This is a genomic window from Paenibacillus glycanilyticus NBRC 16618 (assembly GCF_004000805.1).
GTDB lineage: Bacteria > Bacillota > Bacilli > Paenibacillales > Paenibacillaceae > Pristimantibacillus > Pristimantibacillus glycanilyticus.
On record NZ_BILY01000025.1, the window covers coordinates 72,027 to 95,950 of the forward strand.

The following is a 23,924-nucleotide window of genomic DNA, read 5'->3' on the forward strand; positions in this document are numbered from 1 at the left end:
TTGAAATTTAACAAGCAAGCTCGAATCGTATTCCCTATGGTTCTCTCGGCTAGTATCCTGTCTACTGGCCTGGCGGTTCCCCTTCCTAAAGCTGCGGCTGCCGATACAATCGCCACGCAGGATCAGGGTCAATGGTTAACCGGCGAATTCCACGCTCACACCTTCGAATCCGACGATGCCCAAAGCTCGCTCGAATCGGTGCTGGATCACGGTTTGACAACCTACGGCCTTGATTTTATTATGCTGGCGGATCATTTGCGCTCTTCCAAACGGGACGATACGGGCGCAGACATTCCCGGCGGTCCTATTCCTTTATCGAAAGGGCTGCTAGAATACCAGGTTCCAAAAATAAAAGCTTTGCAGGATGCAGGCAAATACGCCGGCAAGACGATATTCTCCGGCTTCGAATGGGATATCCCTTCGCATGAGCATGGCTCCGTTGGCATTCTTACGGATGAACCCGGCTCCGAAGCAGCGCTGAAAGCCGCGAACCAATTCGAATACTTGTTCACGAACCGCGATGCATCCTGGTTTAACCCTGCCGATGCTCTGCAGTGGCAGGCCGCCGATAACCGGGCGTACAGCACGCATGCAGACAGCTTATCCGCGATTAACTGGCTCAAACGCAATTATCCCGAGACCAGCTACATGATTGTCAACCATCCTTCCAGAGGTGTAGGCAAATACAAGATTTCCGACTTCCGCGACTTCAACAATGCCGCTCCGGACATCGCGTTTGGCTTCGAGGGGATGCTAGGCAATCAAATGGAGCCGGACCGCGGCGGGTATAACTCGGCGTACGATCCCGCTAACCCTACGGCTAACGACAACTACAAGAACCGTTCCTACGGCGGTGTCGATTACATGGTCGCGAAGGTTGGAGGCGTATGGGATTCCCTGCTTGGCGAAGGCCGCAAGTTCTGGAATTTCGCGAATTCGGACTACCATTTTAAAACCATCGATACCAATTCTAGCGGCTACTGGCCGGGCGAATACGCTAAAAACTATATTTGGAGCGAAGGAAAATCCACGCAGGATATTCTGAACGGCATGCGCTCGGGTAAATCGTTCTCCGTTTTTGGCGACCTGATTAACGCCCTGGACTTCCGCCTTGCGGACGGCGGCACCAATGCCGAGATGGGCGGAACCCTGCAGGCAACCGAAGGGGATAAGCTTACCCTTACGATCAAGTTCAAGAGCCCGGAGGCCAATAACTACGAGAATCCGATCAACAGCGGACAATCCGGCGGCATGAAGCCGGCGGTTGACCATATCGATCTGATTGAAGGCGATGTGACCGGCCCGGCGGAGAAAGGAACTCCGGCTTACGACAAGGATACGAACGATACCACCCGCGTCGTTGCCACTTTCACCAGCGATGATTGGACAACGGACGCAAACGGCTATAACGTCATCACTTACGACCTGCCGAAAGCAAGCAAGGATCAGTATTTCCGTCTAAGAGGCACGAATCTCGGAATGAACGTGCCGGGCGAGACGCTGGACGGCAATCCGCTCATCGATCCAAAAACAACAACCGCCGATGCTGAGGCCCGATTCAACGAGATTAACAACCGCAACTATCAGGATCTGTGGTTCTACTCGAATCCCATCTTCGTGGATACGGCTGCATACACGGATGAGCAGGCGGTGCAAGATACGCTCGGCAAGCTGACGCTTGGCCATACGGATGCGGTTACGGATAATATCACTCTCCCTTCCGAAGGAGAGCATGGTGCGGCAATTGCCTGGGAGGAAACGGCTGACCAAGTCAATGCAGTCGCAATTGAAAATGGCATCGCAAAAGTGAGCCGTCCTGCGGCGGGACAGCCTGACGCATCGGTTACGCTTAAAGCAACCGCTTCACGAGGCGATTCGTCGGATTCCAAAACCTTTGCCATCACGATCAAAGCGATGCCGTCAACTTCGACTCCGGGTGGCGGTGGAAACACAACATCACCGGGCACGCCTGCAACATCCGTTTCCGTTACCTTTGATGCGGCCAAAGGCGCGGAAGGCAGCTTGAAAGACGTGATCGCCTTCAAGATACCGGCAGGAGCATTGTCCGCAAGCGGTACAATCGGAGCGCAGGTTCTCTCCTCGGAGCAGCAGCCGCCGCTTGGTTCATTAAAGGCGCTCAGCCCAATCGTAGAGATGACAAGCAGCGCCGGTACAACGTTCGGCAAGCCGGTTGAATTAACCTTTAACTACGCGATGAATTCGGCTGCGCCAAACGGCCAGCCTGCCGTGTACTACTATAACGAAAAGCTGAAGAAATGGATTTTCCTCGGCGGCCAAGCAAACGGAAGCACCATTACGGTCAACGTTAAGCATTTCACGAAATTCGGGGTGTTCGGCTACGCGCCTCAAGCCTTCCCGGATCTTAACGCATCCTGGGCAAAACCTTATGCCGACCGCTTGATCGGCATGGAGGTAGTCTCCGGTTACGAAGACGGAACGTTCCGTCCGGACCAGCCGGTCACGCGCGCAGAATGGGTGAAGCTGCTGGCAGACTCGCTAAGTCTTCCTGCCGCACCCGGTGCAACCCAATTTGCCGATGACAGCCTGATTCCGGCTTGGGCCAAGTCGCAAGTGAAAGCAGCCACCGATGCCGGCTATGTGACCGGCTTCGATACGAAAGACGGCTCTGTCTTTAACGCATCGCAGCGAATCACACGCGCCGAAATCGCGGTAATCGCCGCGCGCGTTCTGAAGGCTGGCGGCATCGCTCCGCCTGGCACCGGCAAGACATTCAACGATGCAAATGCTATCCCGGCCTGGGCCCTCGATGCCGTAAGTCAAACGACTGCCGCGGGTATCGTGAGCGGTTATCCGGACGGCAGCTTCCGCCCGAATGACACCTTGACGCGCGCCGAAGCCGTGAAGGTCGCTTATGCCTTGCTTGATGCTCTAAATATTTAATCAAAAAAACTCCCTTCCGGCTGCTATCTTGCAGCTTGAAGGGAGTTTTTTCACCTGTTATGAACGCTTTCTACCGTATTTACGGGTACGGTCGTCTTCGATAACGCCTTGCCAGTTCATGCCGAAGCCAAAATCATACGCATGCTGCTGGTCATCAACGTGGCACGCCATGTCATGGGGTACATCCTCGAACTGCTCTTCTACGGTCCTCATATTCGCCGGAAGCTGCAGCGGCAGCAAGCCGGATGGCTCCGCTTGACCGGACAGCAGCTCCAGCATCGCCTTGTCGCTGGAACCGAAGTGAACGAGAATCGCATCTGCGGAAGTCTCGAACTCTTCCATCACGGTTGGATTAACAAGGAACAATGTGACGATAACCGGCTTTTCCCCCATCCTGCTCTTCGTTTCCAGCACAAGATCCAGATCGGACTCGTTATGCGTCGTTACGGTTTTGCCTTGGTACGAACGGTTTAACACATCCCGTTCCCTGGCATCCCCCGCAAGACTTGTCTCCCGCGCATGCTCTGCCGTATAAGGCCTGTACTGCAGGCTGATCGGCACGTAGCCGTTGCCTCCGGCAGCCGCATCCTCCCGGCTGTAGCCCAATCCCGCTCTCGCTCCGCGAATCGCCACGATTGCGAAATCCGCATCGCCCGGGTCCTCAACGATATCGAAAAACTGTTCGGCTAAAGCAAGATCGATCGGAGATTCATTGCGCTCCGGAATCGTAAATCCGATAAAATGCTTCTCCGGCGCCGTGTATCTGTTAGGGATATACACGCGGCTGCGTGGCTTAAGCGGCAGCGCCTGATCTTTATTTTTCACCATCACAACCGATTTGAGCTGCGCCTCGTGGCCTGCGCGAACGAAAGGCTCGCTTGCGACAAGCTTCTTGCTTTGCTCCGCGTCGAGGTACGGATTCTCGAATAGGCCAACGCGGAAAATGTTCTTCAACAAGCGGACCGCCGACTTCTCGAAACGTTCCCGCATATAGGCCTCCCCATGTTCATCGACGCCCATGCGGTAAGCTTCCAGCACGGGCTGCGAATCATTGTTGCCGCCGAACTGGTCAACGCCGGCCATAAGAAGCTTGTAATGGCGCTCGGCGACGGAAAGCCCTTCTACGCCCCATGATTTCCCGCCAAACATCGATTCGATGGCCGCTCCCTCGTCGGCCGTAATGTTCCAGTCCGTACAGACAACGCCGTCATAGCCGTATTTCTCGCGAAGCAGGTCGGTAATCAGATACTTATTGTACGAATTCCCTACGTTCTCGCCGTATACGTCATCCCGTCCGTGAGAAATCGTATAATAAGGCATCACGGCGGATGCTTCGCCGGTCTTGCCCTCCAGCTTAAAGGCACCGTTTACAAACGGCTCGAGATGCTCCTCGAAGTTATTGCCTGGATAGACGGCGTATTTGCCGAATCCGAAATGCGCGTCCCTTCCGCCTTCTCCCGAACCGCCGCCCGGCCAATGCTTCACCATCGCGTTGACGCTGCACGCTCCCCAGCCGTCCGCCGACCCGGCATCCGAGGTCTGGAACCCGTCCACGTACGCTCTAGCCATCTCCGTCGACAGAAGAGGATCCTCGCCAAACGTACCGCTAAACCGGAACCAGCGCGGATCCGTCGCGATATCGATTTGCGGCGACAAGGCCGTCGCGATGCCAAGCGCGCGATACTCCCGGGAAGCCACCTCCCCAAACTGCCGGACGATGCTTGGGTTGAAGGTTGCGGCGAGTCCAAGCGTCTCCGGCCACTTCGAGATTCGGCTGCCCGCTCCGCCGGTAAATTCCGCGCCGATATCGATGCCGTGACGAGGATCTGAGCTAATGTTAACAGGGATACCCAAGCTTTCGGCTTCCGCAAACGCCTGCATCTGGTTGCTCCAGAGCGCTCCGTCCCTATTGCCGCTAATCGCCATGACGAGAACATGCCTTACGTAATCCTGCGACAGAAAGGCTGCCTGCTGATCGCTAAGCGTCCACGCTTTTACTCCGGCTTCCTCGAACGGCTTGCCGCCATAGGTTCCCGTAAAAAATCCGCCGCTTGGAGAAGGCACGTTCTGATGGCTGCTGTACAGCATTAGTCCGGCAATCTGCTCAATCGTCATCCGGGAGGCAAGATCCTGCGCCCGTTCGTCGGCAGGCAGCCTCCAGTCCTCGTAAGGATGCAATTGTCCGTCCTTGCTTAAATCCTTAAACTTAAGACCATCCTGTTCGATGATCGTTACGCCGGAAGCCGGACAATACCCCAGCGTTGGACCGCCTTCATTGGTTACATACTGAATACTCGCCTGTTCGAGCGTTGCAGCGATCGGGTTCTTCATTCAAGGGACCTCCTAGCCGTTTGATGCAGCCCATGCATCCAGCTGTTTTTGCTTTTCCGCGATAATTTTATCGATACCCGCCGCTTTCAACTGATCGATAAACTTCGGCAGCTGAGTCTCCGGATCAACCGTCCCCGTTTCAAGAGCGACCTTGTATTGATTCGTTACGTTGGTTACGGCTGCAATTTCCGATTTCACGGCATCGGCATTAAAGATAAAGCCCATTGCTTTTGATTTGGTAGCGTTCTTGTTGAAATCCATTAACTGATTCCACAGGTCCGGGCTGTCTCCATTCCAGATGTAGGAAAGCGCCTGATTGCCAAACATCCAGCCCAGCTGCAGGTTATAGCCGGAGTTGGTAGCATCGACGCCTTGAGGGAAATCGATCACATTGTCCGATACCTTCGTGTAATGTTTGCCTTCAATCCCGTAGTCAAACAGATTAATGAGGTCCTTGTCCGTATACAGCAGATTAAGCAGCATCATAGCCCGCGAAGGATCCGCGGAGTTTCTCGCTACGCTCCACATAATGGAGGTAATATCGCTCGTTGTTGAGATCGCCGGTTTGAAATGCACCGATATCATCTCTCTAGCCGTATTTCTGGACTCCTGCGTCTCGATACCCGGCTTCATATGGGAAATCCACGAGAACGCTTTGCCCGCTTTCACCATGTTGTATTGCGTTTCGGTGCTTGTCGCGGCATCCTTCGCAATGTAGCCGGCCAAATACCATCTTCTTACCGTGTTCAGCATTTCTTTGTATTCCGGCGCCTCATACATGTCAACGAGCTTCAAGTTATTGTCATTGCCGGGAAGGACGCCGAACCCGTCGCTTAAGGTGTCAAACGCGCTTCGCACGTAAATGTCGATAATCGAATTGCCATACTTCACTGTCGGAACGATGTCCGGCTCATTGTCCTTAATCGTTTTGAAGATTGCATCCAAATCGTCAAGCGATTTGATCGAGGTGGTATCGATGTTATATTTGTCTACCAGATCCTTGCGCATCGTAATGCCGAAGTCCGCCGCCAAATCCCTGATGCTCGGTACGGCGTAAATTTTGCCGTCTATCTTCGTTGCGTTCAGAAACCCGGGATCCAGGTTGTCCAAAGCTTGCTTAACGCCATTTCCTTCATTCTCCAAATAGTCGTTAAGCTCCAGGAACTGGCCTTTCGCGACATCCTGGCTGTAGGTTCCGAGACCGCTGAGAATCAAGTCTACCTGCTCCTTGCCCGACATCATTAACGTTCTTTGCTGCGTCCAGGCCCCCCAGCCGATCGGAACTAGCTTAACCGTTGCGTTGATTTTCTCTTTCGTAATCTTGTTGATCTCGTCGGAGACAAGCTGCAAATCCTTGGGCTCACCCGCAGCCGGAAAAACCATGACCAGCTTCACCGGCTTTAGCGCTTCCTTTCCGCCTCCATTCGAACTGCTTGCTTCCGTGCCTGAACCGCTGCTTGCTGTGCCGCCATTTCCGCCATTGTTTCCTCCGCCGCTGCATGCGCCGAGCGCCGTAACGGACAACGTCAGTGCTAAAGCCAAACTTACGGAACGCATCTTTTTCATCTCAATGACCTCCCCAAAATATTCATCTGTAAGCGATTACATTGATTAGGATAACGGAAACCGGTGAACCCGGCTTTCACAATTCCGTCCGGCTGCTTTTCAATTTCCGGCAAGCCGTTATCCTTTTACGGCTCCGACCGTCAGGCCTTTCGCAAAATATTTCTGGAAGAACGGATAAGCAACAAGCAGCGGAACAACTCCGATCACCGCCATTGCCATCCGCATCGAGGCGAGCGGTATTCTGGCCGATAGGCTGCTGGCCTGATTGCCTGATTGCGTTGAAGACTGCAGGTATTGAATATCCAGCAGGATCCGGTTAAGCAGGTTCTGCAAGCTGTAATATTTGCTGTCCGTTAAATAAATGAGGCCGTTAAACCAGTCGTTCCAGTACAGAATGACATAGAACAGGCCTACCGTAGCCAGCACCGGAGTGGAAAGCGGCAGCACTATCCGGTAGAAGATTTTCCATTCCTTCGCCCCGTCGATATAGGCCGATTCAATAATCGCCGTCGGGATGGAGGTCGCAAAGAAGGTGCGCATCAGAATAATGAAAAAACCGTTCATCAGCAAACCGGGGATAATCAAGGCAAGAAGCGTATTTTTAAAATCAAAGTAGTTCGTGTACAGCAGGTACGTAGGTACAAGCCCTCCGTTAAACAACATGGTGAAAAATACGTAGAACGCGAGGGAGTTGCGGAAAGGCATCTCTATTCGCGAGAGCGGGTACGCCACCATGGCGGTTAGCGACAAGCCCGCTGCCGTGCCAATGACCGTAGTAAGAATCGTAATGCCGTATGCTCTGGCAATCTCCGAAGACGTATTCCATAAATAATGATAGGCCGAGAAGCTGATTTTTTCCGGGAAAAACGCATAACCGCTGCGGACAAGCTCCATATCGTCGGTCAAGGAGGAAGAAAACAGCAGCCAGATCGGCATCAGGCAGAACAGCGTAAATACAATCATGACGAGGTTGAGCAGCCATTGATAAACTCTAGCGGATGATTGCATGAAAACTTCCCCTTTCTAGAACAAAGCGTTGTCCTTGTTGAATTTGCGCACGACCGCATTGGAAACGATGACGAGGATAAAGCCGACCAGAGCCTGATAGAGACCGGCCGCCGAGGACATCCCGATATCCCCGAGATTAATCAATGCGCGGTATACGTACGTATCGATCGTATTGGTTACCGGCATAAGCGAGCCCGTATTAAGCGGCACCTGATAGAACAAGCCGAAGTCGGAGTAGAAGATCCGGCCGATGGCCAGCAGCGACATAATCGTGATGACCGGCAGAACAAGCGGGAAGGTGATTCTAACCACCTGCTGCCACCTATTCGCTCCATCGATCGTAGCCGCTTCGTAATATTCCTGGTCGATGCCGATAATGGCCGCCAAGTAGATAATGCACAAATTGCCGACGCCCTTCCAGACGTTAACGATCGTTAGAATCCAAGGCCAATACTTGGTCTCGGAATACCAGGAGATCGGCTCCATGCCAAGCATGGGAAGCAGGGTTTTGTTCATAAAGCCGTTCTCGACATCCAGGAACCCAAGCACCAGGTACCCGACAATAACCATGGAAATCAAATACGGCAGAAGGATAAGCGTCTGGTACGTTCTGGATAAAAAGCGCTTGCGGATCTCGTTAAGCATAATGGCGAGCGCAAACGCAATGGTCGTGTTCAGCAGGATAAACACGATGTTGTACAGCAGCGTATTCCGTGTGATGACATAAGCGTCTTGCGTCTTGAACAGGTATTCGAAGTTTTTAAATCCGATCCAATCGCTTCCCATGATTCCTTTTGCAAAGTTAATGTCTTTGAAGGCGATCACGATGCCAAACATCGGCAAATAATTGTTAATGAACAGATACAACAGACCCGGCAGCGCCATCAGAATGAGCGCCCGGTATTTCATAATCTTCTTGAGCTTTACTGCAAAAGCCGAACGCTTCTTCGTCCGCATTGAGACCTGCTCCACGGCAGCAATTCGAGTATTGGCATTCACGGACTTGACCACCTCTTTTTAGGATGAGTTGTTCTTCATAGCTTCATAGTAGCTTAAGGCATGCAACCCGGGCTTCCAAGAATCCGTCATCCTGTTTTCGAGTTTCCGACATGGCGCAAATCTACCTGCAGGCCCTGATTGCCGGCTGCTTCACCCTTCGATACTCCTGGGGCGTCATCGCTACTTCCTTCTTGAACAGCGTGGAGAAATACGAGAAATTGCAGAACCCTACCGCAAGGGCCACGTTGCTGATCGTTGTATCCGTCTTGGCCAACAGCTCTTTCGCAAGCTTGATCCGCTCGGTCAAAATATAATCCGAGACGGATAAACCCGTCTCTTTCTTGAACAGCTTTACGATATAATCCGGGCTTAGCCCGACATAATCGGCAATATATTGCCTCGACAGCTCCTGGTCGAGATTCAGGGCGATATAACGCTTGATCTTTTCGATAATAGACTCGCCCGCGTCAACCTTTTTCATCTGAACAAGGGCAGCCTCAAGCATCCCCTTCACCCAATTCTGCAATTCGTTAACGCTTCGGGTAGCGGTTAACGCCCGCGCAGGCGTCAAATGATCCGGGAAGATTTCATCCGCGCGTAGTCCATGCTGCTGCAGCGCATACAGCACCATCTGCAGAAAGTTTTGATAGAAGCGATGCAGCCCCTTTACCCCCAGGTTGTCGATCCGCTTCAAGGTGTCGAGATAATGCTGAGCCTCATCGATCACCTGCTTCATATTCCCTTGCTTGATCAGCTCCGACCACACGGGGATGGGAGGCAGAGGGATCTGATGGCGTTCGCATTCGTCCTTCAATTGCCCGTTATAAAAGATAACGCGGTCTACAATGTTGACCTGATTTTTCTTGAAATCCATCAATTGCTCGGTCATATTCCGCACTTCATGCATCGGTACGGGCTTACCGAAATAACAGGATAAATGGCAGCCCAAATATTGATTGCAGCCTTTGATAAAATCGATGCAGCGGCCTTGAATTTCCTTCCGGAATGGATCATGGTCCTCCGCCCTCTCGCGAGGGAAAACAATCATGAAATACTCCGGGCTGATCCGGACGATTTGAGCATGGGGAAAACGCAGCACGACAATCTCCTCCATGGCGTTGCGAAGCGCGTATTCCATTAGCTGCGCATCGCGGACGGATAACGGCTTTTCCCAATGCGAGATCGGAATCAAGACAGGCAGAAATTCCATCGATCCGGTATAAGACAGCTTCTGCTTCCGGATGACCTCCATCATTTTATCCTTGCTTGAAGGGATGGCCTGATTCAGCACATCCTGCCAGAACCGCTCCGCCTCTCTGCCGGCCGCTTCCCGCTCATCCCTGATTTTCTTGATCAGCCTCGACATAACAAGCTTTAATTCGTCCGGGGGCACGGGCTTTAATAAATACTCAAAGCTGCCAAGCTGCAGCGCTTTTTTGGCATACCCAAAATCGGCATGGCACGTAATAAAAACACATTCCGTCTGCGGATAATGCTCCCTCACCCATTCGTAAAGCTCCAGTCCGTTGCCCTGCGGCATCTCAATATCGCAAATCATAATATCAAAGGGCTGCTCCATGAATTTTTCCTTGGCTTGCCTGGCATTGTTCGCTATCGTAACGGAAGTAACCCTGACGCAATTCCAATCCACGCTAGCTTTAATGCCATTCGCAATGATCGCTTCGTCATCCACAATCAATAACCGGTACATAGCGCTTACCCCGTTTCCTTGTACATTGGCAAAATCATATCGATAACGGCTCCCTGATCGTTCGAGAACGTGATTTCTGCCTCCGAACGATACAAAAGACGCAGTCTGCGCCGGACATTCCAGATTCCGATATGCTCTCCGCCCTCATTCGTCAGATTCATTCCTTCGCTCAGCTTGCTTAAGACATCCTCGGAAAAGCCGCAGCCCGTGTCCCGGATCCGGATATGCAGCTTCCCTGCCTCCGTCACTCCCGTTGTCCCGACCTCGATCTCGATATGGGTCGGCTCATCCGTATTTACCGCATGCTTAATGGTGTTCTCGGCAAAGCTCTGGATAATCAAAGGCGGAATAACGCAATCCTGCAGCCCGTCCTCGGCAGTCACGGTGTAGGACAAGCTGCCGGGGAAGCGGAAGCCTTGAATTTTCAGGTAGTGCTCGGTTAGACTAAGCTCGTCCTGCAGCAGCGCATAATCGGTCTGGCTGCGGAACATGAACCGGAAGTAACGAATAAGCGACAGGGAAAGCTCCTGAATCAGGTCGTACTTCTTTTCCTGGGCCATATAGTAGACGACGTTCAGGCTGTTCAGGAAGAAATGCGGGTTGATTTGCAGCTGAAGCTGTTTAAGCTCCGCGCGCTGGCTGTTCAATTGCTCCTCGTAAACGTCAATCTTTAATTGCTGGAGCTCGCCTACCATGCTGTTGAAGGTCTTATTCATCAGCTCGAATTCATTGGAAGTGGGCCGGTCTGGTATTCTCGCCTCGAGGTAGCCCTCCTTGATTTTGCGCATCGCGGTAACAATCCGGCGGATGGGCAGCAGGACTACCCTGCGAAGGAAGTAGATTGAAGCAAGCAAGATGAGAATGGAGCCTGTCGCCATAAGCAAAATAACCCTCTGTAAGTAAGGCAGCCGTTCCAGAATCGTATCGTCTGGAACAACCGCCGCAAGCCCGAAATCCCCAATGCTTGAATTTTTCCCAATGACGAGATATTGCTGCTTGTTGCCGGTAAGACGGTAGTCGTCCGACTGAAAGGCAAGGTCGATCCCATGTCCGTTAATAAAGGCTTTGTCTTGTACGGCTGCATGGTCTCCATCCACAAGAAGCGCCCTTCCCTCGTCTCCCAGATCAAGAAGATCAAGAGGACCCATAACCTCGGAAGCGTTCACTCCGGCCCCTATGTACAGGCCGCCGACCTTTTGAATGTGGAGAAGATAATCCTGCTGCTGCATGGGAAGCACAGCCCAACGGTCGTAAGAAACGCTGGCGTTCTTCGAAGCTTGAGTATCGCGCAGGATCCCCATAATTGCCTTTTGGATCGGTTCGTTACCCGAATCGGCAGACCCCGCTACCTTCGGAGCGAACAGTAAATCATCGTTCACCGGCGAATAAACGAAAAGGTAGTCGAGCCCTTTGTAATAAATCGTGTTGTCTCTCAATTTGCTGAACAGCCAGATCCGCTCCAGATTGTACCCGTCCACATCCGATTTGGAGGAGCTCTCGAGAAGAATTAGTCCGGATTCCTCGGCGGCGAATTTTAGCAGGTACTGGTCGATATCGTTCAGCTTGTTGTCGATGATGCCCATGTACAGATTGAGCATATTGCTGTTTGACTGCGCAACCTGATTGCGGACAACATCCATCGAATAGAAATTGTTATAGATCAGAAAGGAAACCATCGGAGCAATAATAAGGAAGATTCCGGCTATAAGCTTAATGTGTAGCGAATTAAACACGGTCCGGTTGAATGGTTTCAAGCAGCATCCATCCCCTTGCGCCTTTGGAGTATAAGCAGGATCATGTCTAGCAAAAAAACAAAGGAACCTTCCCGTATAATGGAAGGTTCCAGGAACGGGAGGTTGATTAGAGCTCTACAACTTTTCCTGTTTCAGCCGATTTATAGATCGCTTCTAAGATTTGCGTCACCACGTAAGCCTGTTCCGGCTTCACAAGAGGTTCCGTATCGTTCAGAATGCATTCCAGCCATTGTCTCGCTTCTTTTACGCCATCCTCTTCGGCTCCGGGGCCGAAATAGGCAATGCCTCCGCTGACGGACGGCTTTGTTTCCACCAGCTGCCCATGCTTCACGCTGTTGAAGATAACATCCGACTTGCCCATGACGGAGCTTGCTCTCATCTCTGCCCCGCCTTCCGTGCCGCAAAGCGTTGTCATCGCTTCTCTCGAATCCGTTGTATTTAAAGCCCAAGCCGACTCAAGGAAGATGGTAGCGCCGTTCTCCATCTTAATAAAACCAAAAGCGGAATCCTCGACCTTATAGCTTTCCGGGTCCCAAGGACCCAGCATATTACCCTCGTATTTATCCGCCATCTTATGGAATACGGAGCCGGATACGGATACGGGCTTATAGTTGTCCATGAACCATAACGCCAAATCCAGCGCATGGGTGCCCAAATCGATCAATGGCCCGCCGCCCTGCTGCTCCTTGTCGAGAAATACGCCCCAAGTCGGAACCCCGCGTCTGCGGACGGCATGCGCTTTGGCCACATAAATATCGCCAAGCTCACCCTCGCGGCAAGCCTTATAGAGCGCCTGGGAATCGTTGCGGAACCGGTTCTGGTAGCCAATTGTCAGCTTTTTGCCCGTTCGCTCCGCGGCATCGACCATTTTCTTCGCTTCGATGGAATTAATCGCCATCGGCTTCTCGCACATCACATGCTTGCCGGCTTCAAGAGCATCCACGCTAATATAGGAGTGCTGCAGGTTAGGCGTGAGCACATGTACAACATCGATAGAGCTATCGTTCAGCAATTCCTTATAGTCGGTATAAACCTTGGCGTTCTCCCCGCCAAAGTCCTTGGCCGCCTTTTGAGCACGCTCCTCCACGATATCGCAGAACGCAACCATTTCTCCCAAATGCGGCAGCTTGGCCAGCGACGGCATATGTTTTTGAACGGCAATACCGCCGCAGCCGATGATGCCGATTCTTAGCTTTTGGTTTATCATTTTAACATCCACCTCCTGTTTTTATATGTACTTTCTGATAATCTCTAAATCTTGGCGGATGCTGGCGAACTTATCGGCTGACTCTCCCTCGTTCTCCACCAAGGCATACTGTACATGTCCCATTGCACGGATCTGTTCATAAACGCCTGCAAAATCAAATCGGCCGGTGCCAAGATCAACAAAATCCTGAGGACCCACGTATTTCTGATAAGCCTCGAACGGACTTTGCATATTGTCGCCTTCCCGCTCCGCAGCCTCCAATATATTAAGCTGGCCTTTAAGCTCGTGAGCCAAATCCTTCTGGTGAATGATATCGCAGCGCTCTCCAAGCTTGGTCAGGACCTGAACGGGATCGAGCCCCGCACGCATCACCCACGCCAAATCAACCTCGAATTTCAGATAAGCAGGATCCGTATTCTCGAGCAGGACATCAAACAGCGTTTCGTTGCCGATGGATTTGAATTCATGAGCATGGTTATGCAGATAGAACCCGAAGCCGTTATCCTTCATTTTTTTGCCGATCCGGTTCATTTGCTCCGCGGCTCTAAGCGTATCCTCCCGATTGGAAATCCAGACGGAGGGCAGTACGATCCGTTCGCAGCCAATCCCGCCGTAATAGCTCATCAAGCCATCCCAATCATTCGCCAGCAAATCTGCTCCCGGTTGCGCTCCTTCGTGAACCGCTATGGCGGTAAGGCCAAGCTCCCGACATTTGTCCCGCAGCGACTCCATCGGAATCTCGTCGATATAACGCGTGAAGGACTTCATGTTAAAGCCGATCAGCTCGATATTCTCATACCCTGCTTCGGCAACCTTTTGCAAAGTGCCAAAGTAATCCTCGCCAAGCTCCCTGTACACCGAAAAAATATTAATGCCCGCTTTCATCGTCATTTTCTGGCCTGCCTCCTAAAAAGAATTGTGAAGCAATTCTTACTTCGTAAGCGTCAACTTCATCGTGATCGATGATTTATCGTTCATCTGTATCATAACGAACTAGAGCCTAACTCTCTTTCGCGTAACCGACATCATCCTTTTGAATTTCCGCACATCACGACGATAATTAGAGCTGATTAAGCTGTGCCAGGAGTCCATCCAGCATTTCGTCCGTAAACGCGCCTTGGCTGAAAGAGACCATCGCCCGAAGCGGCATATATTTCATCATCTCGGCAAACATCTCGCCCATGCCTTCGCCCATCGCGTCTTTCATCGAATCGCTGTCCATCGAAGCGCCCATGCCTGACTGGAAGCTCTGAATGAGCCCTTGCACAACCGGCGCCCGGTCCGGATCGCTCATCAGATCGGCAAGTAGCGTGCTGCGGTCGACTTTTGTTTTTACTTTAACGGTAGATTCGACGGTAAGAGTATCGCTCAGCAAAACGTCCTCGGAGGACCGACCGATCAGGATTTCATATTGGCCGGATTCCACATGCCAGTCCTTTAGCAACACGTTGTAATAGGCGAAGGAGCGTTTGTCCAGCGTCAACGTTACCGTCGTTGTCTCGCCTGGCTGCAAGTCGACCTTGGCGAATTGTTTCAGCTCTTTCGTTGGACGCATGAAGGTGCTGTCCACATCCCGCACGTACAGCTGCACGATTTCTTTACCCGCCCAGGTGCCGGTATTCTGCACGGTTACCTGTACCTCCAGGGTATCCGTGTCCAGCATTTCCTTACGGCTCAGCAAGAGGTTGGAATAAGCAAACGACGTATAGCTAAGCCCATGTCCAAATGGGAACAGCGGCTTTACGTGCTTCGTGTCGTAATAGCGGTACCCGACAAAGATCCCCTCGCGGTATTCGACGCGGTTACCCTCGCCAGGGAAGAACAGAAACGAAGGGTTGTCGCTGAGCTTCACCGGGAACGTCTCGGCCAGCTTGCCGCTTGGATTTACGATGCCAAGCAATACATCCGCAATCGCGCCGCCAACGGCTTGGCCGCCCAGATAGGCTTCAAGCACCGACCCCGCTTGGCCAATCCAAGGCATCTCGACCGGGGAACCGTTGAGCAGAACGACCACCACGTTGCTTTGCACCGCGGCAATCGCCTCAATGAGTTGATTCTGATTGGCGGGCATCCGCAGGTGCTTGCGATCATAACCCTCGGATTCATAGCGGTCCGGCAATCCCGCAAAAATGATGGCGACATTGGCAGCTTTAGCTGCTTCGATCGCTTGTTCCAGCAGCTTTTCGTCGGTATCGTCACTATCCGCATGATAGCCTTGCGCGTACACCACTGACGCGGCATCGCCCGCAAGCTTTTGAATTTCCTCAAACGGCACATCGATCTGCGTCGGTTTAATATGGGAGCTGCCTCCGCCCTGGTATCTTGGCTTTTGCGCAAATGCCCCAATAACGGCCAATTTACGGTTTTGCTGCAGCGGGAGCAGATTTTGTTCGTTTTTCAGCAGTACCATCGTTTCCCCGGCAACCTTACGGGCAAGGGTATGATGCGCCGAACGGTCGTAATCTGCCTCCGGCTTCCTGTTATCCACGCTCTTGAAAATAAGGTTCAAAATCCGTTCAACCGCGCGGTCGAGCACCTCTTCAGACAACTGACCGTTCTGTACAGCTGCGACGATTTTCCGGTCATTAACGCCGCCGCTTGACGGCATCTCCAGCACTTGACCGGCAGCGAGGCCGTCCACGCGGTTATTGTTCGCCCCCCAGTCCGTCACGACAAGACCCTCATGACCCCATTCATCCTTCAATATATCGGTAAGCAGGTATGGATTTTCGGAAGCATACGTGCCGTTCACCTTGTTATAAGCGCTCATAACCGTCCAAGGCTGAGCCTTGCGTACCGCGCCCTCGAAGCTGGCCAAATAAATTTCGCGCAGCGTGCGCTCATCGACTACCGCATCGACGCCCATCCGGCGGTGCTCCTGATTGTTCACGGCAAAATGCTTCAGCGAGGTGCCTACTCCTTGGCTCTGAACGCCGTTAATGTGGCTGGCCGCAATCTCTGAGGATAGATAAGGGTCCTCGGAGAAATATTCGAAGTTGCGTCCGCAAAGCGGCGAGCGTTTAATATTGGCTCCCGGCCCAAGCAGGACGGCGACATCCTCGGCCTGGCATTCTTCACCAAGCGCCACACCAACGCTTGCGATCAGCTCGCGGTCCCAGGAGCTTGCCATCCCGGCAGCAGAAGGGAAGCAGGTCGCAGGCACGCTCTCGAAAATGCCAAGATGATCCGTTCCGCCCTGCTGCTTGCGCAGTCCGTGCGGTCCGTCCGTCACCATAATGCTTGGAATGCCTAATCGCTCCACGCCTTTAAGCCGCCAAAAATCGAGGCCCGAGCACATGCCTGCTTTTTCTTCCAGTGTCATTTCGGCGATTAGTGCCTGAATATCGCGCTCCATCTGAAATCCCCCTTTAAGAAATCTTCACCATTCTCGCCTTCATTTTCGCATGAATGCGCTTACTTTTATGGTATAATAGTCAGAAAAATTGTACCGTTCTGAGGTGGGAATAACATGGAGCATACCGTTTATTCACGCGATCTTTCTCATTTATGCAAGCTGATTCAGGAGAGTTGCCGCCTTCCCGTTTTTTACACCCAGGACAATCAGCTTTCTATAGACGCAGCTGCCGCAGCAAGCATTCCGTTAAGTCCGTTATTTCCCGATATGGAGGGTCTGGCTCAATCGCTTCTCGAACCGGAGACGGAATTCCCCTCGATTCGTACGACGAACTTTTGGGAGCAGTTCATCATTATCCCCGTCAAGCGTGAAAGCATGAACAAGGCTTTTATTATAGTCGGCCCTTCCATGGAGGAGCTTCCGGCAGAAGAGCATAGGGCCAAGCAGCTGAACGATTATCAAATCCCGTACCGGGAAATGCCTGACTGGGCCGCTTATTGGGAAAGCCTTCCCAAGGTCAATCGGATGCGCCTGCTTCATATCTGCGTGCTGACGAACTTGCTTGTTAATCAAGAGGCACTGGAAATAACCGATGTGCTTCAATACTGCTTCAAATATGCGCAGCCAAAAGCTTTCAAAAGGGATGTCGAACGCACCATATCCGCCCACCGGGAGTCCCTCACTTTTCACCAGAGCATGATGGAGGAAAAAAAGCTTTTTAATCTGATTCGGGTAGGAGATCCGGCGGGGCTGATGATCAAATTAGCGGAGTTTTCCTATGACGGGGCCGGCGTGTTATCCAAACGCAGTCATATCCGCAGTCTAAAAAACCTGGCGATTTGCGGGATCGCGCTTGGGATGCGGGCAGCGATTGAAGGAGGCCTGTACGAACAGCAGGCTTACATGCTGAGTGATTTGTACATTCAGCAAATTGAGGAGCTTCACGACATCCAGACGGTGAGGGCTGCCATGGAAGGCGCGCTGCTGGATTTTGCGGAGAGGGTCGAGCAATGCCGTATTCATGTTTTGTCCAAACCCGTCAAGGCTTGCCGGGAATACATCTACACCCATCTCTACGACGAAATTACCGTAGATAAGTTGGCAGCCGTATCGGGGTTGAACAGCGGTTACCTCATGCATCTGTTCAAAAAAGAGACGGGCCAGACTATAGCTTGCTATATTCAAAAGGAAAGAATCGAGGAGGCCAAAAAGCTGCTCCAAATGACCGGAGATAACATCTCGTCTATTGGATCCCGCTTGGGCTTTTACGATCAGGCGCATTTCATCAAGGTGTTTAAGAAACACGCGGGAACGACGCCGAAGCATTATCGGGCTACGTTATAGATAAAAGAAGGGCTGTCCCCCCAGCCGTTGACCTTAGGGGCAGCCCGTTTCATTACCGCATTGTTATACGAAAATGCAAATTACTTTTTATTTAAAGACTGACTGGCTAGCCATGTCATAAGCGTTGTTTTTTTTCCGTTTATTTTCTCAGATACCTGGTTGTTGTACACATAAATCCATGACCAGTGCCCGTCATATTCGAACGGCGTACCGTCCGCTTTTTTGTACAAGCCGGAAGTATCGATTACACGATCGAACAAGGAGAAGTGAACATCTTTGGCCCCCGCCTCGACTAATCGGTTATAGGTCGGAACGGCGTAATCCTGGACGGGAACGGTCTTATCCGTTTTTGCCGCTATGAACCAGATCGGAAGATTTTTCATGCTCTGAATGTCTGCATCCGTAATGAGCGAATCCTTAAGCGCCTCGCATGTCGGAAAAGCTGCTGCAAAGTATTTAGAATAATCACGGATCATCAGCATGGTCATATACCCGCCGTTAGAATCTCCGCCAATATAAATCCGGCTTGGATCGATGTCTTTGTTCGTGCTGACATAATCTTTAATGAGTTTCATTAGCGCATCTTCATATTTGGAAGTGCCGTCTCCAAACCCGCTCAAACCATCCATCCAATAGGTTGGCGTTTGAGGGGCCAATACGTAAGCACCGCCAAAATAGGATTGAATCTGCTCGGAAGCAAAGTTAACGGCTTTATTGCCGGCAATGGCAAGCGTCGGATCCGTGCCGCCTTCTCCCATGCCATGCAGCCAAATAATCAAAGGGTTCTTCTTCTTGTCTTTCACCGGCGAATAATCAGCATAAGTTAATTGAACACCATTATACGAAGCTTTGCCCGTCGAGAAATCGTCTACGAGCACTCTTACTTCGCCTGCTAAGGTATCCATCACTAATCCGGAAACTTTCCCTGACGGCGTAACAATGTCCTTTTGCTGAGTAATCGTATACTTGCTTTCAATCCAATCATTAAGATAGGTGCTCATACTGAAATTCATGGCCGAACCTAATGTTACTGTCGGGCCGATTTCCATTTCGAGCACAACGTACTTCCCTTCTTTTACTGCGGCCTTTCCATCCTTATCCGCGACATAAGCTTTTGTTACCTTACGGTCCCCTTCTTCCAAAAACGGCTTTTCCAGCCGGAGATCGCTTCTGACCACATGCACTTTGAACGTATCCGCCGCTATGGATTTTACCGGGATCGGCTTACCTACATCGACAATGATCTTCGTTATTGCAGGCCCCCAATCCTTAATTTCCGTAACTGTCCGGTATGAGCCCGGCTTCGTCTTCGCTTCCGCATCCACGGTTCCCATGCCAAGCGAAAGGGTCGTACAAACTGCCAAGGTACATAAAAGTGCCGTTCTTCCGCGTTTCTTCATTGCCATTAAAACGCTCACTACCTCCTGATCTTTTGTCAGATTTGAAAACCTTCACAAATAGAAAGCGCTTACTTATTTTATTGTAAAAAAAGATTAGCTCATAATCCCATCTTTTATTATCTTGTCTATGGTCAAATCCTGACTTTTGCAGCTTCTCTTTTTTCTATATTGATAGGGCGTTTCATGGAAGAACGCTTTAAACACCCTGATATAGGACTTTTCATTCGGGAAGCCGTGGTTTAATGCAATCCGGAGGATGGGGTAATCCGTATTCATGAGATCGGCATACGACTTTTCAAGACGGACAGCCTGAATATAATGCAATACGGTCATCCCTGTGTGTTTATGAAAAAATCGGGACAGATATTCAGCAGATAAATGAAACCGGGTGGAGAGATGGTCGATCGTTAGATTCTGACGATAATTTTCTTTGATATACCCCGCGATCATGGACAACCGCTCCAAATATTTCTGCGTTGTAATTTTACCGTTGTTCGTTTTTTGAATTTTAAAGTTTTTTAATAGGATATAAATTAACTCGTAGGACAAACCGGTTACTTTAATATAAGCCAAAGGATCAACCTCAATCTTCTCGTAAGCGTCCACGATGGAATGGATATTGCCTCGCAGCTCTTCATACTGCGAGTTTCTTCCCGTATCGCCTGCGGATATGCAATGAAATGAAGTTTGATCAATAGCGGGATAAATATTCTCAATAAACTCATAAGGGATAAGCAAGGTGACCGCCTTTCGATTTTTCCCCGAATTCACTGAAAAAGAATGAATGGCGTTGGAATTGATTAAAACAACATCCCCCTGCAGGGATTCATATACTTTGCCGTCTATGTAGATTTCGTCAATTTTCCCGGAGAGAACATAGGATATTTCAATGCTTTCATGCCAATGTCTTGGTATATGCATCTGTACGTCTGCGGTATGAATGATAACTTTAACAGGTAACTGACCGTCGGTTTTAACCATTTCATATTTGTATTCCATTCCATAACCTCCAGCGTAAATAGGCGCATACAATGGATATAGCATCCTCATTCGTATTATATGATAAAGGTTTGCAACCAAAATTTCGAACAAGAAATTGATTATTTTATAGCACAAAGTTGACTTTTTTCGGCAAACTAGCCGGTGAGGAAAAAAAAAGATGACCTCTGTTCGTTACAGAGATCATCTTTATTAAATCCTATTCCCACTCGATCGTTGCCGGTGGCTTGGACGTTACGTCGTAGACGATACGGTTAACGTTGTCCACTTCGTTCACGATACGAACGGAGATTTTCTCGAGAACATCCCAAGGGATACGCGCCCAGTCCGCTGTCATGCCGTCGATGGAAGTTACTGCGCGGATGCCGACTGTGTACGAGTACGTACGTGCGTCACCCATAACGCCAACGGATTTCATGCCAGGCAGAGCCGTGAAGTACTGCCAGATCTCGCGGTCAAGACCGGCTTTTGCAATCTCGTCGCGCAGAATCGCGTCGGATTCGCGAACGATGTGCAGCTTATCTTCTGTTACCTCGCCAAGAACACGGATCGCAAGACCCGGACCCGGGAACGGCTGACGGTGAACGATTTCGTCTGGAAGACCGCATTCCGCGCCTACTTTACGAACCTCGTCCTTGAACAATGTCTTCAGGGGCTCAACGAGCTCGAATTTCATATCTTCAGGCAGTCCGCCCACGTTGTGATGCGACTTGATCGTCTGCGCCGTAGCCGTACCGCTCTCGACGATATCGGTGTACAGCGTGCCTTGTGCGAGGAAATCGAACTCGCCAAGCTTAGCCGACTCTTCGTCGAATACGTAGATGAACTCGTTACCGATAATCTTACGCTTCTGCTCAGGGTCGGTAACGCCTTTCAGCTTGCCAAGGAAGCGCTCGCTTGCGTCGATCTTCACGACTTTCATATCGAACTTGCCGACGAACGTCTCCATTACGCTCTCAGCCTCGTCTTTACGCAGCATGCCGTGATCGATGAACATGCATGTCAATTGATCGCCGATCGCTTTGTGAATCAGCATCGCAACAACCGAGGAATCTACGCCGCCGGACAGACCGCACAGCACTTTTTTATCGCCAACTTGGTTGCGGATATCACGAATCGTATCTTCAATAAACGATTCCATCGTCCAGTTGCCTTCGCAGCCGCAGATATTGTACAGGAAGTTACGAATCATTTCGTTGCCATACACAGAGTGACGAACCTCTGGATGGAATTGTACCGCGTAGAATTTACGATCCGTATTGCTCATTGCTGCGATTGGAGCATGCTCGGTGCTTGCGTCGACGCGGAAGCCCGCAGGCGGCTCGACTACAAGATCGCTATGGCTCATCCATACCGTTTGACGCTCGTCCAGGCCTTGTGCCAGATGGCTGCCTTCCGCAAAGTCCACTTCCGCTTTACCGTACTCGCGTTTGCCGGCACGCTCGACCTTGCCTTCGAGCTGATGCGACATCATTTGCATGCCGTAGCAGATACCAAAGATTGGAACGCCCAGATCATAAATTGCCGGATCTACCAATGGGGACTTTTCTTCATAAACGCTTGCCGGTCCTCCCGAGAATACGATGCCTTTCGGCTGCAGTTCGCGGATCCGTTCTACCGACGTGTTAAATGGCAGCAGTTCGCTGTATACGCCCAAGTCGCGGATGCGGCGCGCGATCAGCTGGTTGTACTGTCCCCCGAAGTCGAGTACAATGATAATTTCATTCTTGTTCATTACCGAGCCTCCCTCAATTAATGTAGTAATTATATATATAGCCCTTTGGACGAGTCAAGGTAGGGGAGCAGGGCAAAACCCGATTTATGTCGACTTTTCGGTGCATTATTGCAAATGAATGAGATCCGGTACGGTTACTAGCTCCATATTCTTTTCCTTTAATTGGGCAATGACCCGTCCAAGCGCTTCCACCGTCCCTGTCAGATCCCCATCCTCGCCACTCGCGGAATGCTGCAAAACGATACTTCCGTTTTTGGTTGCATTCATGATATTGGCGTACACTTCATCGGCGTTTAGCCCTTTCCAGTCCAGGGAATCCACGTTCCAATTGATGATTTTTTTCTCCATGCTGGCCAGCCAGTTGATCTGGTTCTCCGTCACTCCCCCGTAAGGCGCTCTCACAAGCGACGGAAGATAACCGATATACGTCTTGATCAGCCTGTCGGTCTTTTCGATTTCCCCCCTGAATTTATCGTCGGACAGCTTCAAAAAATTAGGATGGCTGTAGGAGTGATTGCCAATCGCATGTCCCTCGTTCACCATCCGCTGAAAAATATCCGGGTTCGCTTCAATCCGGTTGCCCACGACGAAAAAAGTCGCTTTGACGCCGGCTTTTTTGAGCTCGTCCAGTACCAGCGGCGTAAAGGTCTCGTCCGGACCGTCGTCAAAGGTCAGCGCCACGCGCTTCTCCTTGGAGTCGCCCTGCAGCAAAAAAATGCTTTTGTACTTCTTGCGGAGCTCCGCCAGCGTCAGCGGCTCTTCCTTGCGGACTACATCCTCCGGGCCGCCTACCAGCTCGGGCGTATCGTCTTCATTCTGTATTTGAATAGGAATTTCTTCTTCCGAATACGCATTAGGCTGAGGCTGTGTATTCCTGCCCTGTTCCTTCTCGTGATGGCTCGCGCATCCCGTTGCTGATGAAATAAGCAGAGCACCGATAACGAAAGCCGCAAGTAATCGAATCAATGGAAAATCCCCCTTCTGTACGTAATCATGTTGTAGATTTCCATTTTATTAGCATGGCAACTGTCGGGGAGAGTATGCATACGGTTAGGAAAGTGCTAATGCTCACTTGGATGCCGAATTTCGCAGTTTCGTGAGTTTTAAGGTCCCTGAGGGACCTTAAACTGCAGAGTAACGGCTTCTTTTGGGGTGTTAAGGCCCCTAAAGGGCCTTATCTTCTTCAAACTGGTCATTTGGATGACCGATTCCACGGTTTATGCAAAAAAAGCCCGTCCCCCGGTTAACATTCGGGGGACGGGCTTTGATTATTCGGCGGCTTGCACAGAGGCCGCCGGAACGGCTTTGCGGGGCTTGCCGAGCAGCGCGTTCATCGCGGCGGCAAGCTCCTCCGGAGGCGGGGCGGTCCATTCGCCCCGCTGCCCGAACCGGGCGGCATCGTCCCAGGCGATGAACCGCCGGAGCGCTTCGGCGCGCGCGCCGGGCATCGACGCCGACACGGCGTCCGCGTATTCGCGCGCGGTATGATGCGGCGGCCGCGCCATCATGCGGCGGCCGAGCAGGACCCACGCCGCGGCGGATACCGCGGCGAACTGCTCTTGCGCGGCCGCGGCGCGGCCTGCGCCATGCGCC

The 23,924-nt window shown here is 51.4% G+C and carries 16 protein-coding genes; 2 read left to right on the forward strand and 14 right to left on the reverse strand.

Annotated elements, in window-relative coordinates; genetic code table 11:
* Positions 1 to 2,922, forward strand: a complete 2,922-nt coding sequence (locus PGL01S_RS19520; protein WP_244935660.1) for an S-layer homology domain-containing protein — start codon at positions 1 to 3, stop codon at positions 2,920 to 2,922.
* A gap of 57 nt (positions 2,923 to 2,979) precedes the next feature.
* Here the strand turns inward: PGL01S_RS19520 and PGL01S_RS19525 are convergent, their stop codons facing one another.
* The 9 genes from PGL01S_RS19525 to PGL01S_RS19565 form a co-directional block, all read right to left on the reverse strand.
* Complete coding sequence (locus PGL01S_RS19525; protein WP_127496253.1) at positions 2,980 to 5,253, reverse strand: glycoside hydrolase family 3 protein; 2,274 nt, start codon at positions 5,251 to 5,253, stop codon at positions 2,980 to 2,982.
* A gap of 12 nt (positions 5,254 to 5,265) precedes the next feature.
* Entirely contained in the window at positions 5,266 to 6,819 is a 1,554-nt protein-coding gene (locus tag PGL01S_RS19530) for an ABC transporter substrate-binding protein (protein ID WP_127496254.1), read from the reverse strand.
* Between the two features lie 117 nt (positions 6,820 to 6,936).
* Positions 6,937 to 7,827: a carbohydrate ABC transporter permease gene (locus PGL01S_RS19535; protein WP_127496255.1), complete on the reverse strand. Its 891-nt coding sequence runs from the start codon at positions 7,825 to 7,827 to the stop codon at positions 6,937 to 6,939.
* A 15-nt stretch (positions 7,828 to 7,842) separates the two neighbouring features.
* On the reverse strand, positions 7,843 to 8,784 hold the full coding sequence (locus PGL01S_RS19540; protein ID WP_127496270.1) for an ABC transporter permease: 942 nt from the start codon (positions 8,782 to 8,784) through the stop codon (positions 7,843 to 7,845).
* A 163-nt stretch (positions 8,785 to 8,947) separates the two neighbouring features.
* The gene (locus tag PGL01S_RS19545) at positions 8,948 to 10,537 is read right to left on the reverse strand and encodes a response regulator transcription factor (RefSeq protein ID WP_127496256.1); all 1,590 of its coding nucleotides are present in this window, start codon (positions 10,535 to 10,537) and stop codon (positions 8,948 to 8,950) included.
* Between the two features lie 5 nt (positions 10,538 to 10,542).
* A complete protein-coding gene (locus PGL01S_RS19550) occupies positions 10,543 to 12,291 on the reverse strand; it encodes a sensor histidine kinase (RefSeq protein ID WP_127496257.1) in 1,749 nt (582 codons plus the stop codon).
* Positions 12,292 to 12,397: 106 nt separating this feature from the next.
* Positions 12,398 to 13,498, reverse strand: coding sequence for a Gfo/Idh/MocA family protein (locus tag PGL01S_RS19555; protein ID WP_127496258.1), 1,101 nt, complete (start codon positions 13,496 to 13,498; stop codon positions 12,398 to 12,400).
* A gap of 21 nt (positions 13,499 to 13,519) precedes the next feature.
* Positions 13,520 to 14,389, reverse strand: a complete 870-nt coding sequence (locus PGL01S_RS19560) for a sugar phosphate isomerase/epimerase family protein (RefSeq protein ID WP_127496259.1) — start codon at positions 14,387 to 14,389, stop codon at positions 13,520 to 13,522.
* A 169-nt stretch (positions 14,390 to 14,558) separates the two neighbouring features.
* Entirely contained in the window at positions 14,559 to 16,853 is a 2,295-nt protein-coding gene (locus PGL01S_RS19565; RefSeq protein WP_127496260.1) for a beta-glucosidase family protein, read from the reverse strand.
* A 114-nt stretch (positions 16,854 to 16,967) separates the two neighbouring features.
* On the opposite strand from PGL01S_RS19565, the gene PGL01S_RS19570 reads away from it, so the two are divergent.
* The gene (locus PGL01S_RS19570; protein WP_127496261.1) at positions 16,968 to 18,197 is read left to right on the forward strand and encodes a helix-turn-helix domain-containing protein; all 1,230 of its coding nucleotides are present in this window, start codon (positions 16,968 to 16,970) and stop codon (positions 18,195 to 18,197) included.
* Positions 18,198 to 18,277: 80 nt separating this feature from the next.
* On the opposite strand, the gene PGL01S_RS19575 is transcribed toward PGL01S_RS19570, so the two are convergent.
* The 5 genes from PGL01S_RS19575 to PGL01S_RS19595 form a co-directional block, all read right to left on the reverse strand.
* Positions 18,278 to 19,603 (reverse strand): prolyl oligopeptidase family serine peptidase, encoded by a 1,326-nt coding sequence (locus tag PGL01S_RS19575; protein WP_127496262.1) that lies wholly within the window; start codon positions 19,601 to 19,603, stop codon positions 18,278 to 18,280.
* A gap of 87 nt (positions 19,604 to 19,690) precedes the next feature.
* Positions 19,691 to 20,596 carry an AraC family transcriptional regulator gene (locus PGL01S_RS19580; RefSeq protein ID WP_127496263.1) on the reverse strand — a complete coding sequence of 302 codons (906 nt, stop codon included), beginning with the start codon at positions 20,594 to 20,596 and terminating at the stop codon, positions 19,691 to 19,693.
* A gap of 199 nt (positions 20,597 to 20,795) precedes the next feature.
* Entirely contained in the window at positions 20,796 to 22,331 is a 1,536-nt protein-coding gene (gene guaA, locus PGL01S_RS19585; RefSeq protein WP_127496264.1) for a glutamine-hydrolyzing GMP synthase, read from the reverse strand.
* 105 nt (positions 22,332 to 22,436) lie between these two features.
* Positions 22,437 to 23,297 carry a polysaccharide deacetylase family protein gene (locus PGL01S_RS19590; RefSeq protein ID WP_127496265.1) on the reverse strand — a complete coding sequence of 287 codons (861 nt, stop codon included), beginning with the start codon at positions 23,295 to 23,297 and terminating at the stop codon, positions 22,437 to 22,439.
* A 302-nt stretch (positions 23,298 to 23,599) separates the two neighbouring features.
* Positions 23,600 to 23,924, reverse strand: a 325-nt coding sequence (locus PGL01S_RS19595; protein ID WP_127496266.1) for a DUF4129 domain-containing protein, incomplete at its 5' end; no start/stop codon positions are given.

Excerpts from the sequence above, each read along its gene's own strand:
- PGL01S_RS19530 (WP_127496254.1), bottom strand. The coding sequence starts at position 6,819 with ATGAAAAAGATGCGTTCCGTAAGTTTGGCTTTAGCACTGACGTTGTCC.
- PGL01S_RS19555 (WP_127496258.1), bottom strand. The coding sequence starts at position 13,498 with ATGATAAACCAAAAGCTAAGAATCGGCATCATCGGCTGCGGCGGTATT.
- PGL01S_RS19535 (WP_127496255.1), bottom strand. The coding sequence starts at position 7,827 with ATGCAATCATCCGCTAGAGTTTATCAATGGCTGCTCAACCTCGTCATG.
- PGL01S_RS19580 (WP_127496263.1), bottom strand. The coding sequence starts at position 20,596 with ATGGAATACAAATATGAAATGGTTAAAACCGACGGTCAGTTACCTGTT.
- PGL01S_RS19525 (WP_127496253.1), bottom strand. The coding sequence starts at position 5,253 with ATGAAGAACCCGATCGCTGCAACGCTCGAACAGGCGAGTATTCAGTAT.
- guaA (WP_127496264.1), bottom strand. The coding sequence starts at position 22,331 with ATGAACAAGAATGAAATTATCATTGTACTCGACTTCGGGGGACAGTAC.
- PGL01S_RS19540 (WP_127496270.1), bottom strand. The coding sequence starts at position 8,784 with ATGCGGACGAAGAAGCGTTCGGCTTTTGCAGTAAAGCTCAAGAAGATT.
- PGL01S_RS19560 (WP_127496259.1), bottom strand. The coding sequence starts at position 14,389 with ATGACGATGAAAGCGGGCATTAATATTTTTTCGGTGTACAGGGAGCTT.
- PGL01S_RS19565 (WP_127496260.1), bottom strand. The coding sequence starts at position 16,853 with ATGGAGCGCGATATTCAGGCACTAATCGCCGAAATGACACTGGAAGAA.
- PGL01S_RS19545 (WP_127496256.1), bottom strand. The coding sequence starts at position 10,537 with ATGTACCGGTTATTGATTGTGGATGACGAAGCGATCATTGCGAATGGC.
- PGL01S_RS19575 (WP_127496262.1), bottom strand. The coding sequence starts at position 19,603 with ATGGCAATGAAGAAACGCGGAAGAACGGCACTTTTATGTACCTTGGCA.
- PGL01S_RS19570 (WP_127496261.1), top strand. The coding sequence starts at position 16,968 with ATGGAGCATACCGTTTATTCACGCGATCTTTCTCATTTATGCAAGCTG.